Origin of the sequence: Roseomonas sp. 18066 (assembly GCF_902706185.1) — a bacterium.
Taxonomy (GTDB): Bacteria; Pseudomonadota; Alphaproteobacteria; order Acetobacterales; family Acetobacteraceae; genus Pseudoroseomonas.
In genome coordinates, this window is record NZ_CACSJM010000015.1 from 1 (window position 1) to 15,212 (window position 15,212).

The window sequence follows — 15,212 nt, forward strand, 5'->3', positions numbered from 1 at the left end:
CCCCCCGGACAGACCCCCCCCATGCTGTTCAACTCAGCCGGCTTCATCCTCGGCTTCCTGCCCGTCGTGCTGCTGGGCTTCGTGCTGCTGGCCGGCGGCGGCCATCGCCGCCTGGCCGGGCTGTGGCTGACGGCGGCCTCGCTGGTCTTCTACGGCTGGTGGAACCCGATCTATGTGCCGCTGCTGCTGGCCAGCATGACCGCCAACTTCTGGCTGGGCGGGCTGCTGCGCCGGCATCCGACGCGGGCGCTGCTGATCGCCGGCATCGCCGCCAACGTGCTGCTGCTGGGCTATTTCAAATACACCGGCTTCCTGGTGCAGGTGGCCGACCAGGTCACCGGCGCCGGCTGGGTGGCGCCGCAGATCGTGCTGCCGCTGGCCATCTCCTTCTACACCTTCCAGCAGATCGCCTATCTGAGCGACGCGCATGACGGCGCGGTGGGCGAGCACGACTTTTCCAACTACTGCCTGTTCATCACCTTCTTCCCGCATCTGATCGCCGGCCCGATCACCCATCACAAGGAGATGCTGGAGCAGTTCGAAAGCCGCGACGGCTTCCGCCCGCGCATCGACGCCATGGCGGTGGGCGCCACGCTGTTCCTGATGGGGCTGTTCAAGAAGGTGGTGCTGGCCGACCCGATGGGCGCCGAGGCCGCCCCGGTCTTCGCCGCCGCCGCCGATGGCGTCAGCCTGGCGATGCTCGATGCCTGGACCGGCGCGCTGTCCTACACGCTGCAGCTGTATTTCGATTTCTCCGGCTACAGCGACATGGCGATCGGCCTCGGCCTGCTGTTCGGGATCAGCCTGCCGGCCAATTTCGACAGCCCCTACAAGGCGCAGAACATCATCCAGTACTGGTCGCGCTGGCACATGACGCTGACGCGCTTCCTGACCAGCTACCTCTACACGCCGATGGTGCTGCGGGCGACGCGGGCGCGGGTCGCCGCCGGCAAGCCGCTGCCCAAGCGCGGCAAGATGTCGCCCGGCGCCTTCCTGCACCTGGTCGCCTGGCCGACCATCGCGACGCTGCTGATCTCCGGCGTCTGGCATGGCGCCGGCTGGCAGTTCGTGGCGTTCGGCGCGCTGCACGCCTTCTACCTGGTCGTCGCGCATGGCTGGCGCGCCTTCAAGGCGAGCCGCGGCATGCCGCTGGACAGCAGCAACCCCTTCAAGCGCGGCGTCGCCGTGCTGACCACCTTCCTGTGCGTCGTCGTCGGCGCCGTCTTCTTCCGCTCGACGGATCTGACCTCGGCGCTGGCCATGCTGGCCGGCATGGCGGGGCTGCACGGCTTCGAATTCCCGCCCGTCCTGGCCGAGCTGCCGGTGCTGGCCGGTGTCATCGCCGCCCTCGGCGTCAATGTGGCGCAGCCCGACTTCTTCCGCCCCACCACGGCGCTGCAGATCGCGGCCCTGCTGGCCTTCTGCTGGACCCTGCCGAACAGCCAGCAATGGCTGCGCGCCGCGCGCACGGCGCTGGGCTGGAAGCCCTGGTCGAGCTGGATGGAGCAGCGCATGCCCTGGCTGAGCTGGCGGCCGAACGCGGCGGTCGGCGTGGTGGTCGGCATGGTCGGCTTCTACGCCCTGGCCCGGGCGCTCTCCGCCGCGCCCACCGAATTCCTCTACTTCCAGTTCTGACCGTCATCGGATCGGACATGCCCATGGACCAGCTCGCCTGGCTTCCCCCCCACCCGGATCTCGGGGCCGCGCTCGCGGCCGCGCGCGCCGAGGAGAACCCGGCGGCGCTGCTGGCCACCGCCGCGCGGCTGTCGGGCTTCCGCCGCGACTTCGCGGCCACGGGCCGCATCGACCGCCTGGCGCAGCGCGCCATCGCCGAGGGGGCAGCGCCGAAATCGGCGGGGCTGGTGCCCTACCGCGTCGCGGTGCTGGCCTCGCACACGGTGGACCACCTGCTGCCGGCGATGCGGGTCGCGGGGCTGGCGCGGCGCCTGGCGCTGGCGGTGCACACCACGGCCTATGGCCAGTACCGCCAGTCGCTGATGGGCGAGGATGCGGCGCTGGCGGCTTTCTCGCCGCAGATGGTGCTGCTGGCCCTCGATGCGCGCGACGCGCCGCTGGAACTGCCGTTGACGGCGTCGGAGGAGGTGGTGAACGCCGCCGTCGCCACCCGCGTCGACGAGCTGCGCCGGCTGTGGCGCCGCGCGCGGCAGCGCTTCGCCGCGCAGGTGGTGCAGCAGACGCTGGTGCCGCTGGACCCGCCGCTGTTCGGCAGCTTCGAGGCGCTGGTGCCCGCCGCGCCCTGGTCGGTGGTGGAGCGGCTGAACACCGCGCTGCGCGCCGCGGCGCGGGAGGAGGGCGTGCTGCTGCTCGACCTCGCCTGGGAGGCCGCGCGCCTCGGCCAGGGCCAGGGGCTGGGCGATGCCGTGCGCTGGCACCAGGCCAAGCAGCTGGTCAGCCATGCGCTGGCGCCGCTCTATGGCGACCTGGTCGCCCGCATCGCGGCGGCCGCGGCGGGGCAGTCGAAGAAATGCCTGGTGCTCGACCTCGACAACACGCTGTGGGGCGGGGTGATCGGCGATGACGGCATCGCCGGCATCAAGCTCGGCCAGGGCAGCGCGACCGGCGAAGCCTTCCTGTCGGTGCAGCGCTATGCCGCGGCGCTGGGCCAGCGCGGCGTCATCCTGGCCGTCTGCAGCAAGAACGACATGGCGGTCGCCGAGGCGGCCTTCGCCGAGCATCCCGAGATGGCGCTGAAGCGGAGCGATATCGCCTGCTTCGTGGCGAACTGGCAGGACAAGGCCAAGAACCTGCGGCAGATCGCGCAGCGGCTGAACATCGGCATCGACAGCCTGGTCTTCCTCGACGACAACCCGGCCGAGCGCGACATCATCCGCCGCGAGCTGCCCGAGGTCGCGGTGCCCGAGCTGCCGGAAGATGCCGCCAACTACGCCGCCTGCCTGGCCAGCGCCGGCTACTTCGAGACCATCGCCTTCACCGCCGACGACGCCGCCCGCGGCCGCGACTATGTCGCCAACGAGGAGCGGCGCGCGGCGCTGGAGGAAGCCACCGACATGGAGGGCTATCTGCAGAGCCTGGCCATGGTGCTGCAGGCGCGCGAGATCGGCCCGGCCGAGCTGCCGCGCAGCGTGCAGCTGGTCAACAAGACCAACCAGTTCAACCTGACCACGCGCCGCACCTCGGAGGCCGCGGTCGGCGCGCTCAGCACCGATCCGCGCAGCCTGGCGCTGGCGCTGCGGCTGCGCGACCGCTTCGGCGACAACGGGCTGATCGCCGTCATCCTGGCGAAGCCGGATGCGGATGCGCTGCGCATCGACACCTGGCTGATGAGCTGCCGCGTGCTCGGCCGCCAGGTGGAGGAGGCGACGCTCGCCGTCCTCGCCGAGGCGGCGACCGAGCGCGGCTACCGCGCGCTCCTCGGCGAATACATCCCCTCCGGCCGCAACGGCATGGTCGAGGCGCATTACGCCAAGCTCGGCTTCGCGCCCTGCGACCCGCCGCCCGGCGCGGCGCCGGAGGCCCGCTTCTGGCGCTACGTCCTCGGCGCGGCGCCGCTGCCCCCCCACGCCATCGCCATCGAAACCCAGCGCGAGCAGGTGCTGACGCCATGAACGAAGTCCAGCTCTACAGCCAGATCAACCAGATCTTCCGCGACGTCTTCGACGATGACGCCATCACCGTGGACGCCACCACCACGGCGCATGACGTCGAGGGCTGGGACAGCGCCGCGCATGTCAGCCTGATCGTCGCGGCGGAGATGCATTTCTCGATCCGCTTCCGCACGGCCGAGCTCGACACGCTGCACAATGTCGGCGACTTCGCGAAGCTGATCCAGGGCAAGGTCGGGGCCTGAGCCATGCCCGAGCAGAAACCTGTGCCGAGACGCTATTTCATCGCGCTGCTCGGCAGCCTGGGGGGCAGCTTCGCGCTGTTCTACCTGGCCCTCTTCGGCCTCGGCGCGACCGGCCACCTGCCGCCGCCGGGCTTCGCCAACTCGATCTGCGTCGACGAGAAGCTGGCGCATCTGCGCGACCGGCCGCCGCAGGCTGCGAACCTGCTGGTGATCGGCTCCTCCATCGCCTGGCGGCATTTCGACGGCGACGTGGTGCGCAACGAGACGCCGCAGGCGCAGCCGCTGAACGGCGCCTTCTGCGGGCTGACCATCAACCAGAGCACCTATGCCGCCGACTGGCTGCTCGGCCACAACGACAGCGTGCGCGAAGTGCTGCTGATCGCCAGCCCGCATGACTTCGAGAATTGCGGACGGATGCGCACCGCGGTCTTCGATGCCGCGGATGCCGACGCCTTCGTCTATGGCGGCAGCTCGCCCTGGCCCTACTACATCAAGTATTTCGCCCCCGCCGCGCTGCTGCGCAACGCGCTGACGGTCGGCGCCAAGCGCCAGGGCGGCGCGGTGATGGATCCGCTGGTCTTCGACCGCTACGCCAGCGGCCCGATGGAGAATGACGGCGTGCGCGACACGCTGCTCTACGGCCCGGTGCGGCATCTCGACCAGGCCTGCTTCGACGCCCTCGACCGCTTCGCCCGCGAGATGCGCCGCAGCGGGCGGCGGCTGATGGTGGCCTCGACGCCGATGCACCCGGCCTGGAAGCGGCAATACGACCCGTCCAACGTCATGCAGGACGGCTTCGGCGCGCGGGTGCGCCAGGTGCTGGCCGCCTCGGGCGGCGAGTACTGGGACGGCGACGGCGCCCGCGTGGTCAGCGAGGCCGCTTTCTACGACGCCATCCATCTGCACTGGTCGGCGGTCGCGCCCTATAGCGCGGCGCTGGCGCGGCACTTCCAGTTCGGCGTGGCGCCGCCCGCGGCGGCGGCCTCGCTGGTCGGGGCCAGCCGGCTGTGAGGTGGTGGTCCGGCATGCTGCTCTGGTCCGCCGCCACGCTGGGCCAGCCCTGGCACGCGGCGCCTGACGACGGGTTGTCGTCGCGCGCCGGGGCGCTCGGGGCCGCGGCCGCCACGCCATCGCCCATCCCGCCCGCGGCATCGTCCGCGCGCGGTTGACCCGATCCATCGTCATCGCATGCTGGCCCGGCGGATCGCCGCGGCCACGAGGAGGTAAGGCGCAATGCTGCTGCTGACAGGAGCCCTGCTGACCGGGCTGGCGCTGCATCCCTTCACGACCTATCCGCTGTCGCTGCGGCTGCTGCGCCGTCCGCCGCCGCCTGTCCTGCCGCCATCCGACGGCGCGCTGCCCAGCATCACCGTCTGCATGTGCGCCTATAACGAGGAAGCGGTGATCGAGGCCAAGGCGCGCAACCTGATCGCGCTGCAGGCGGCGACGCCGGGCGATGTCCAGCTGCTGGTCTATGTCGATGGCCAGACCGACCGCACCGCGGCGCTGCTGGCGCCCTTCGCCGACCGCATCACCGTGGTCGCGGCGCCGGAGCGGCATGGCAAGAGCCATGGCATGCGCAAGCTGTCCGGCATGGCGCGGGGCGACCTGCTGGTCTTCACCGATGCCAATGTGATGATCGACCCCCAGGCGCTGAACGCGCTGCGCCGGCACTTCGCCGATCCGCGCGTGGGCTGCGTCTGCGGCAACCTGCTCTACGGCAACCAGGTGGTCTCCGACACCAGCACGGTGAACTCGGCCTATTGGAGCCTGGAGGAGCGGATCAAGCAGGCCGAATCCGACCACGGCATGGTGATCGGCGCCGACGGCTCGCTCTTCGCGGTGCGGCGCGCGCTGAACCCGCCAGTGCCGGACGACATCATCGACGACTTCTTCGTCTCGCTCAGCATCCTCTGCGACGGGCACCGCGTTATCCGCGCGCCCGACGTGATCGCGCATGAGGAATCCGTCGTCGATCGGAAGGAAGAGTTCCGCCGGAAGGTCAGGATCTCCTGCCAGGCCTTCAACGTGCACCGCCTGCTGTGGCCGCGATTGAAGAAGCTGCCGGCGCTGCCGCTCTACGGCTATGTCTCGCACAAGCTGCTGCGCTGGCTGGTGGCGCCGCTGCTGATCCTGGCCGCGCTCTGCTTCCTCGGCGCCGCTTTGCAGGCGCTGCCGGCCTGGCTGGTGCTGGGTGCTGCCGCGCTGGGCCTGGCCGGCGCTGGCGCCGCCATCGCGCTGCGCATCGGCCCGGCGCAGAAGATCTGGGAAGTCTGGCTGGCCTTCTGCGCCACGGCGCTCGGCATCCTGCGCTCGCTGAAGGGAGAACGTTTCCAGACCTGGTCGCCGGCGCAATCGATCCGTGGCGGCGCCACGGCGCGGGCGCGGCCATGAGCGCGACGCTCGCCCCCCGCCACAGCGCGCCCATCGCCGGCAGCAGGATCGGGCTCGGTTGCTCGCGCCTCGGCTCGACGCTGGGCGGCGCGCGCGGCGAGGAGGCGCGGCACCTGCTGCGCCACGCGCTGGCCCAGGGCGTCACCCTGTTCGACACCGCCGATATCTACGGCCAGGGCGAGAGCGAGCGGCTGATCGGTGCCGCGCTCGGCGCCGACCGCGACCGCGTCACCATCGTCACCAAGGCCGGCCAGCGCTTCACCGCGGCGCAGCGCGCGGTGACGCTGGTCAAGCGGCCGCTGGGGATGCTGGCGCGCGCGCTGCCGGGGCTGAAGCGCGGCATCGCGTCGCGCCGCGCGGCCTCGTTGCCGCGGGATTATTCGGCCGCGCATCTGCAGCGCTCCATCGAGGGCAGCCTGCGGCGGCTGCGCACCGACCGCATCGATCTGTTCCTGCTGCACAGCCCCGACGCCGCGGCGATCGAGACGGGCGAGGCGGTCGGCTTGCTGGAAGCCCAGCGCCAGGCTGGCAAGCTCGGCGGCTGGGGCATCTCGGTCGACGATGCCGCCGCCGGCCGCGCCGCGCTGCGCCTGGCCGGAATGGCGGGGTTGCAGATCCCCTTGACGGTCGCGGCAGAGCTGCGGCCGGAGATCGCCGCCTTCACCGCGCGCGGCGGGCATCTGCTGCTGCGCGAGATCTTCGCCGGCCAGCCCTCCGGCGTCGGCCATCGCCAGGCCGCCATCGCCGCCGCCCTGGCCTGGCCGGGTGCGACCGCGCTGGTCGGCACCACCTCGATCCCGCATCTGGACGAGGCCTTGCAGCACGCCGCCGGGAGAGCCGCATGATCATCGACGCGCGCGAATTGCCGCCGGGCCAGGTGCTGCAGGCCGATCTGTGCATCGTCGGCGGCGGCGCCGCCGGCCTGACCATCGCCCAGGCGCTGCAGGGCTCCGGCCTGTCGGTCATCCTGCTGGAAGCCGGCGGCCGCCGGTTCGAGGCCGCGGCGCAGGACGGGCTGCAGGGCGAGGTGGCCGAGGGCTCGCCGCATCCGACGCCCGATCTCTACCGCCGCCGCGTCCTTGGCGGCGCCACGGCGATCTGGGGCGGGCGCTGCGTGCCGTTGGATCCGATCGATCTGGAGCGCCGCGCCTGGGTCGAGAACAGCGGCTGGCCGATCGGCTGGCGCGACCTGCAGCAGCATTACCCGGCGGCGCTGGCGGCCTGCGAGGCCGGCTCCTGGGGCCCGACGGTGGCCGAGGCGCTGGGCGACGCCGCCCCGCCCAGCATCGCCGGCTTCGCCCATCCCGATATCCTGGCCGATGGGGTGGAACGCTTCAGCCGGCCGACCGATTTCGGCCGTGCCGCGCATGACCGGCTGGCCGCCGACCGCGACGTGCAGCTGCTGCTGCATGCCCAGGCGTTGCGTCTGGTCGCGCCGCAGGGGCCGGTGGAAAGCCTCGAGGCCGCCTCGCTGCCCGGCCGCCGCTTCACCATCCGCGCGCGGCGCTATGTGCTGGCCGGCGGCGGGCTGGAAGTGCCGCGGCTGCTGATGGCCTCTGACGCCTCGCGGCGTGGCGGGTTGGGCAATGAGGGCGGCGCGCTTGGCCGCTTCTACATGTGCCATGTCGAGAACACGCTCGGCCTGCTGCGGATGAACCCGGTGAAGCGTCCGGTCGCGCTGCATTTCGAGACGACGGCCGAGGGCATCTATGTCCGCCGCCGCTTCGCCGTGGCCCCCGAGGCGCAGCGGCGCGAGGGGCTGATGAACACCATCTTCCGCCTGCACTACCCGCTGATCGCCGATCCGTCGCATGGCAGCGGCGTGCTGTCGGCGATGTATCTGGTGAAGGACCTGATCATTCCGGAATACCGCCGCAAGCTGGCCGCGGTGGAGCGTGCCGAGCGCGGCCGCATGACGCGCGATGCCGGCTTCTGGGCGCGGCACCTGGGCAATCTGCTGCGCGACGCGCCGGGCCTCGCGCATTTCAGCCAGGACTGGCTGCGCCGCCGCATCCTCGCCAGCCGCAAGCTGCCCTTCGTCGTCATGCCCAGCCGCGCCGGCGCCTATCCGCTCGACATCAATGCCGAGCAGGTGCCCGATGCCGACAACCGCGTGACGCTGACCGACCGCCTCGATGCCCACGGCATGCCGCGGCTGTCGGTCGACTGGCGGCTGAAGCGCGCCGACATCGACAGCCTGACGCGCAGCCTGCGGCTGATCCGCGGCGCCTTCGCGCAATCCGGCTGCGCCACGCTGGAGCTCGACGACGCCACGCTGGAACAGGCGGTCGCCGCCTCCACCCCGGTCGGCGGCCATCACATCGGCACCACGCGCATGGCGGCCTCGCCGCAGCAGGGCGTGGTCGATGCCGATTGCGCGGTGCATGGTGCGCCCAATCTTTTCGTGGCCAGCGCTTCGGTCTTCCCGAGCTGCGGCCATGCCAACCCGACCCTGACGGTGGTGGCGCTGGCGCTTCGCCTGGCCGCGCATCTGCGCGCGACGGCAGCCGAGCCCGCCCGGCAGGGCCTGACGGAGGCTGCGGCATGATCCAGCAGCAGGAGCTGCCCCCCATCGCCCGCGTGGCCGCGGAGCCCGCCAAGGCGCCGCCGCTGCGCTGCCTGTGGCTGGCGCGCGGCATGCCGTTCCCGGCCACCGCCGGCGACCGCATCTACAGCGCCAAGCTGGCCGAGGCCTTCGCCGGCGCCGGCGTCGACCTGACCTTCGTGGGCCTGGGCGGCGAGGCGCCGCCGCCGCCGGTGCCCGGCATCACCTGGCACATCGTCCCGGGGCCCCAGCGCAACAAGTTTCTGTCAGTTGCCAGCGCGATGCCGCTGGTCGCGGCGCGGCACGCCACGGCAGCCTATCGCGCCGCGCTGGACAGCCTGGCGGCGGAGGGGCCCTGGGATGCCATCGTCGTCGACCAGTACGGCATGGGCTGGGTGCTGCGGCATGCCGGGCTGATGGCGGGCAAGCCGCAGGTCGTCTTCGTCACGCATGACCACGAGGAAAGCGTGACCAAGATGCAGTGGCAGGACCGTGGGGAAAAACTGCCGAAGCGGCTGGCGCTGCTGCAGAACCACCTGAAGACCACGCGCTTCGAGCGCTGGATCAGCCGCCGCTCCGATGTCGTCACCACCATCACCCGGGCAGATGCCGATCTGTTCGCGGCGCAGGCGCCGGGGCGCTGGATCCTGCCGCTGCTGCCCGGCTATGACGGGGCGCGGCTCGAGGGCCGGCCGCCGGGCGAGGCGCGGCCGCGCGCGGTGGTGCTGTTCGGCTCCTACCGCTGGTCGGCCAAGCAGGCCAACCTGCGCATCTTCCTCGACCAGGCCGATCCCGTCCTGGCCAAGGCCGGCATCGCCATCCGCGTCGTCGGCGACATGCCCGACGACCTGCGGCAGGAGCTGTCGAAGAAATACCGCGCGGCCGAGTTCACCGGCTTCGTCGACGATCCGGCGCCCTACCTCGCCTCGGCGCGGCTGGCCGTCGTCGCCGAGCCGATCGGCGGCGGCTTCAAGATGAAGCTGCTGGAATACATCTTCAACCGCGTCCCCGTCGCCGCGCTGGAGGTCTGCGCCAGCGGCCTGCCGCAGGCGGTGCGGCAGCAGATGCTGCTGGCGCCGGGGCTGGACGGGCTGCTGCGCCAGGTGCTGGGCGCCATCGACGACGCGCCGCGGCTGGACGCGCTGCAGCGCGGCGCCTTCACCGCGGCCGAGCATGCCTTCGACTGGCGCGAACGCGGCCAGGCGCTGCGCGACGCGCTGCTCGCCCATCGCGCCGCGCAGCCCGGGCGCGGCGCCGCATGACGCCAGCGCCGGACCTTCTTCACCACCACCTGAGCGAAAGAGAACTGGATGCGCCGATCACTGCTGTTCTTCGGGCTGCGCATCGGCAGCACGGTGCTGGCGACGGTCTGGAGCTTTCTCCTCACCTACACGCTGGTGCGGCAGATCGGGCTGCAGGACTACGCCTTTCTGGCCGCGGTGATCGCCTTCGCCTCGCTGGTGCTGCAGGCGGATCTCGGCATCTCGGTGCGGCTGTTCGGGCGGATGCGGCAGAATTTCGTCGACCCGACCAAGGGCGACGCGGCCGACCTGCGCAGCGCCGCGGTCACCGCGCTGATCGGCTATTCGCTGGCGGCGCTGCTGGCGACGCTGGTCTTCACCCTGGTGCTGGAGATCTGGCAGCTCGGCCCGGTCACGCATGGCCTGGCCATCATCCTGTTCTTCGGCGGCTCGGTGCTGCCGCTGCCCTGGATGGTGCTGCGCATCGCCTCCAACGCGCACGACCAGTACGTCATCACCGAGGCGATCGACTGCGGCCGGCGGGCGCTGCTGCTGCTGCTGACGGCGGCTTTGGCCTATGGGCTGCCGCTGCTGGACTACACCATCGGCTTCCTGCTGCTGTGGATCGCAGCGCTGCTGGTGCTGGCGCGGCTGGCGCAGCGCCGCTTCGGCCTGTTCACCGGCACCAGCATCCGCCGCGGCTGGCAGGTGCTGCGCGAGGACGGGCGGGAGATCGCGGGCTCCGCCAGCCTGTCGCTGTCCGACTTCCTGATCTACATCTTCCCGTACTACGCGCTGCTGGCGGCGAAGGCCGGCGCCACGGCGCTGATCGCCTTCGACATGTTCTACAAGGTCACCCGCTTCGGCGGCACCGCCTTCTTCACGGTGACCGAGACGCTGCTGCCGCACCAGACGCGCACCTATCATGCCGGCGACACCAACGGCCTGGCGCGGCTGATGGGGCTGTCCTTCCTGCTCTGCGCCGGGCCCTGCCTGGTCGCGGCGACGCTGATCTATGTCTGGGGCGACGAGATCTTCGGCACGCTGCTCGGCCATCCGGACATCGTCTCGGCGCAGATGCAGCTGGCGATCTGCTTCATGCTGTTCTTCATGATGCTGAAGGCGGTCAGCGGCGCGGTGCTGGCCGGCATCGGCGAGCTGCGGCCGCTGGCGCGGCGCGCCTCCACGGCGCTCGCCGCCATGCTGGTCTTCGCGGCGATCTCCGGCATCTCCGGCTGGAGCATCGACATCTTCGTCACCGGCTATGTGCTGCTCTATGCCGGCCAGGCGACCTCCTACTTCCTGCTGATGCTGAAGGTGATGCGCGGGCTGCGTGCCGCGTCGCCGGCGGCGCAGCCGGCTTGAACCCCGCTCCGAAGGAGTTCCGGTCATGACCCTGCCATCCGCCGTGCTGCCCGCGGGCGATGCGATGGCCGCCGCCGATGCGGCGACCCATCGCCGCTACGCCACGCCGCAGCCCAAGCGCAACATCACCCTGGCCGAGGCCGAGCAGCTGTCGCGCCACCTGGCCGCGGAGCTCGCCGCGCGCGGCACCCGCTACGACCTGATCGTGGGGCTGGCCAATGGCGCGCTGCTGCCGACCCAGGTGGTGGCCGACGTGCTCGGCCTGCCCTTCCACATGGTCAAGGTGCGCCGCCAGGGCAGCCGCTGGATCCAGCGGCTGCAGGCGATCCGCAAGCTGGTGCCGGTGCCCTCCAGCCTGCTGAGCTGGGGCCCGATCGGGCTGTTCTGGTACTGGTTCCAGCGTCGCTACAACAAGCTGGAGAAGTCGGAGAATTCCTTCGAGGTGCCGGTGGCCGGCCAGCATGTCGTGCTGATCGACGATTGCATCGTCAGCGGCGGCTCGCTGCGCTATGTGCTGGACCGGCTGCACGCGGCCGGCGCCGCCAGCGTCACCACCGGCGTCATCTGCTGGTCGGACGACGCCAAGGCGATCGACCCGGCGCATGGCGTGGTGCCGGAGGTCTATCTGCACCGCGACGTGCATTTCTATCCCTGGTCGAGCAGCAGCCCGCACCTGACCGCCTATGAGGCCTGGCTGCGCGCCCGTGGCCTGGAGCTCTGGACATGACCCGTGCCCTGCTTTTCCTCGATCTCGATGGGGTCGTGGTCTTCGAGACCGGCGCGCCGGTGCTGCCGCGGCAGGAGATCCTGCGGCTGCATGCCGAGCTGGCGCCGCTGCTGCAGGCGCTGCCCGGCCAGGTGGCGGTGCTGACGCATCGCTCCGGCGCCGAGGCGCGGCGCATCCTGGAGGCGGCGGGCGTCGATCCCGACCGCCTGGCCGGGCTGCTGGCGGCGGAGGAGCTGTTCCGCGCCGGGCTGAAGCATGGCGGCCCGCTCGGGCTGATCCGCCACGGGCTGCGCAAGAGCTGGGTGCTGCCGCTGGCGGAGGAGCGCTTCGGCGTGCCGCGCGAGCATGCCGCCTTCATCGACGACCGCATCGACAATCTGCGCGACCTGCTGTCGCACGGGCTGGGCCTGGCGCTGCTGGCGCCGTCCGCCATCGGCCGCGACGGCCGCAGCCTGGTCAGCTTCGACATGGCGGCGGCGCTGGAGGAGGTGGCGCGCTGGCGCCGTGGCGAGCGGCGCGGGCCGCTGGTGACGCTGTCGCCGCTGGAGCTGCCGCTGGGCGACTGGCAGCGCACCGGGCTGCACACCAAGCAGCAGGGGCGGCATGTCTTCAATGCCGCGCGGCGCATCGGCCGGCTGATGCGCCACCCCTTCCGCTCGCTGCCGGTAGGCTAGAACCGCCGGGGGCTAGAACCGGCGGCGCTAGAACCCGCCGGGGGGCTGGAACCAGAAGGACGTCAGGCGCCGAACAGGCGCCTGAAGGTGGCGGCGCTTTGCGGATAGGCGCCGCCCGCCAGCGCCACGTCGATCCGCTCGAAATAGCCGTGATAGGCCAGCATGTCCTCGGCGGCGTCGAACCAGGCGGCCATGCGCATGATGAAATGCGGATCGTCGCCGCCGCCATGCCCGCCATGCGCCGCGGCCGGCCGGGTGCCCCATTCCGGGAAGGAGATCTTCTTGCCGGTGTCGCGGGCGAAGCCCATGTGCCATTGCAGCCCGAAGCGGGCCCAGAGATATTCGTCGTGCCAGCGCGCATCGAGGTCGTCGCGCGAGCGCGGGTTCCACCACTCGTTGTAGACATCGGCGCCGATGACATCGACGAAGTCGGCGCCGGGCCAGGCCGCCTCGGTCACCATGTCCTTGTGGCCCAGCGTCGGGCACCAGTCGAAGCTGAACTTCGCCGAATGGTGGCGGAACAGGTCGACGCTGCGCCGCCAGTAGCGCTGGAAGGCGCGCGGGTCGTCGCCGGCGAACCAGGGCATCCAGTTGCCGTTGAACTCCCAGCCCAGCCGCAGCGTGCAGTCGCCCAGGCCGTTCTGCACCAGCGCCTGGGCGACGCGGTGCATCCAGGGGTCGTAGTCGCCGGCGGCGCCGCGCGCCAGGCTGCCGCGCTCGCCGGCCACCAGCATCGGGATGCCGATGATCGGATGCGCCGCCTTGCCGGCATAGCTGCGCGCCAGGAAGGTGGCGCTGCGCACCATCTCCTCCCAGCCGCGGGTCTCGTCGGCATTGTCGACGACGCCGCGCACCGGCCGCCCGAGCCAGCGTTCATACTCGCCGAGCCGGCCGCCGCCGGCGACATAGGGCGCGAAGACCGCGAGCCCGCGCAGCCGGGTGGCCAGGCCCTGCTCGGCGAGGAACAGCCGGTTGGCGCGGGTCATGCGCTGCGCTCCCGGCCCAGGGCCGCGCGGTGCACCGCCGGCAGGCTGACGAGGGCCAGCAGCATGCTGATGATGCTGACATTGACCAGGTAGCCGCCGAGGAACAGGTAGGTGAAGGCCAGCGGCACCCGCATCTCCCGCCGCGCCATCAGGAAGCTCACGGTGAAGAAGGTGAAATACGCGGTGAAGCCGACCAGGCCGTATTCGTAGAAGACCTTGCCCCAGGTGGGGTCGAAGGCGCCGTAGTGCAGCTGGTCGAAGAATTCCATCACCGAGCCCGGGCCGCGGCCGAACAGCAGCGTCGGCAGGTCGGTCAGGATATAGTCCTGCAGCACCATGAAGATCGAGAAGAAGCGGCCGAAGGCGCTGGAATTGGGGTTGGAGAATTCCGCCGTGCGGTCGGTGATCGCCGAGAGCTGCAGCGCGTCGCCGGCCTGGCTGGCCAGCAGCGCCAGGCCCAGCGCGCCCAGCAGCAGCAGGTCGTAGCGGCGGCGGTCGAGGATGTACCAGGGCAGGAAGATCGCCAGCGTCATCAGCCCGGTGCCGGAATAGCTGGCGATCAGCCCGAGGCCGATCACCGCCAGCCGCCAGGGGCGCGCCGTGCGCAGCAGCTCGCCGATCAGCCCGATCGCCAGGAACTGGCAGAAGAAGGAGGGCTCGGCGAAGACCACGCCGTTGCTCTTCAGGATCGGCGAATCCCAGACCAGCGGGATCATGAAGTTGTAGCCGCTCATCAGCATGCCGGGCGGCAGGTAGTGCTCCATGAAGAAGGCCATCTCGCGGCCGACGACGAACTGCGCGCAGAACTGCGCGACGCCGATGGCGGAGAAGCCCACCGCCATGTTCGACAGCAGCCGTAGCGTGCGGGCGAAGTCGAAGCGTCCGGGCGCGAAGCGGAACACGAAGCAGGCCTGCATGACGGCGACGAAGATCCAGCCGGTCATCGACAGCCGCAGGCTTTCCGACAGCAGGAAGCTGACCGCCGAGCAGGCCATGAAGACCAGGTAGGCGGCCAGCCGGCGGCCATCGACCAGCATGACGCCGGCGCCGATGCCGCAGAGCATCAGCAGCGGCATCAGCAGCAGGCTGATCGGCATCGCCGTCTCGCTGCCGCCGGTGCCGGGGACGGCCACCTTCTGCAGCACGGTGGCCGACAGCAGCAGCAGCGCCGTCAGCCGGTGCGCCAGCTGGCTGGCCTCGGCGGGAATCGGCGCCGCCGTCGCCGGCAGCGCCGCCGCCGGTGACCAGTTACCGAGCTCGCGCAGGGCAGGGGGCATCGCGCGGTCCAGGGGGGGCTGGATCCTTGGCGAGATTGGCGAGATTCGGGCCTCGGGCAGGGGGGAGAGCCGCATCATTCCGGGAAAAGCCTGCTCTGGTTTTTACACTTCATGTAAAAACTCCTGTAAATATTTCCTGTTTTTCAATAAGAACTGAAAACATCCGGGGATGTC

General features: G+C 71.1%; 13 protein-coding genes. 11 read left to right on the forward strand and 2 right to left on the reverse strand.

Translation table 11 applies throughout. From position 1 onward, the window contains the following. Positions 1–21 precede the first annotated feature (21 nt). From GVN67_RS04910 to GVN67_RS04960, 11 genes are all read left to right on the forward strand, one after another. Entirely contained in the window at positions 22–1,635 is a 1,614-nt protein-coding gene (locus GVN67_RS04910; RefSeq protein WP_159993391.1) for an MBOAT family protein, read from the forward strand. A gap of 23 nt (positions 1,636–1,658) precedes the next feature. Next, positions 1,659–3,587, forward strand: coding sequence for an HAD family hydrolase (locus GVN67_RS04915; protein WP_159993393.1), 1,929 nt, complete (start codon positions 1,659–1,661; stop codon positions 3,585–3,587). Then, positions 3,584–3,829 (forward strand): acyl carrier protein, encoded by a 246-nt coding sequence (locus GVN67_RS04920; RefSeq protein WP_159993395.1) that lies wholly within the window; start codon positions 3,584–3,586, stop codon positions 3,827–3,829. The genes GVN67_RS04915 and GVN67_RS04920 overlap by 4 nt, the downstream gene beginning before the upstream one ends. A 21-nt stretch (positions 3,830–3,850) precedes the next feature. After that, positions 3,851–4,840, forward strand: a complete 990-nt coding sequence (locus GVN67_RS04925; RefSeq protein ID WP_159993397.1) for a hypothetical protein — start codon at positions 3,851–3,853, stop codon at positions 4,838–4,840. A 222-nt stretch (positions 4,841–5,062) separates the two neighbouring features. After that, positions 5,063–6,223, forward strand: coding sequence for a glycosyltransferase (locus GVN67_RS04930; RefSeq protein WP_159993399.1), 1,161 nt, complete (start codon positions 5,063–5,065; stop codon positions 6,221–6,223). Next, on the forward strand, positions 6,220–7,068 hold the full coding sequence (locus GVN67_RS04935; RefSeq protein WP_159993401.1) for an aldo/keto reductase: 849 nt from the start codon (positions 6,220–6,222) through the stop codon (positions 7,066–7,068). Before GVN67_RS04930 ends, GVN67_RS04935 begins: the two co-directional genes overlap by 4 nt. After that, entirely contained in the window at positions 7,065–8,771 is a 1,707-nt protein-coding gene (locus GVN67_RS04940) for a GMC oxidoreductase (protein WP_159993403.1), read from the forward strand. The genes GVN67_RS04935 and GVN67_RS04940 overlap by 4 nt, the downstream gene beginning before the upstream one ends. Next, positions 8,768–10,030 (forward strand): glycosyltransferase, encoded by a 1,263-nt coding sequence (locus GVN67_RS04945; RefSeq protein WP_159993405.1) that lies wholly within the window; start codon positions 8,768–8,770, stop codon positions 10,028–10,030. Before GVN67_RS04940 ends, GVN67_RS04945 begins: the two co-directional genes overlap by 4 nt. A 48-nt stretch (positions 10,031–10,078) precedes the next feature. Beyond that, a complete protein-coding gene (locus tag GVN67_RS04950; protein WP_159993407.1) occupies positions 10,079–11,374 on the forward strand; it encodes a hypothetical protein in 1,296 nt (431 codons plus the stop codon). Positions 11,375–11,399: 25 nt separating this feature from the next. Beyond that, on the forward strand, positions 11,400–12,101 hold the full coding sequence (locus GVN67_RS04955; protein WP_159993409.1) for a phosphoribosyltransferase: 702 nt from the start codon (positions 11,400–11,402) through the stop codon (positions 12,099–12,101). Next, positions 12,098–12,775, forward strand: a complete 678-nt coding sequence (locus GVN67_RS04960) for a hypothetical protein (RefSeq protein ID WP_159993411.1) — start codon at positions 12,098–12,100, stop codon at positions 12,773–12,775. Before GVN67_RS04955 ends, GVN67_RS04960 begins: the two co-directional genes overlap by 4 nt. A gap of 62 nt (positions 12,776–12,837) precedes the next feature. Here the strand turns inward: GVN67_RS04960 and GVN67_RS04965 are convergent, their stop codons facing one another. Together GVN67_RS04965 and GVN67_RS04970 are read right to left on the reverse strand one after the other, a co-directional pair. Next, entirely contained in the window at positions 12,838–13,761 is a 924-nt protein-coding gene (locus GVN67_RS04965; protein ID WP_159993413.1) for a glycosyl hydrolase, read from the reverse strand. Beyond that, entirely contained in the window at positions 13,758–15,038 is a 1,281-nt protein-coding gene (locus GVN67_RS04970; protein WP_159993415.1) for a hypothetical protein, read from the reverse strand. Before GVN67_RS04970 ends, GVN67_RS04965 begins: the two co-directional genes overlap by 4 nt. Between the last annotated feature and the right edge of the window lie 174 nt (positions 15,039–15,212).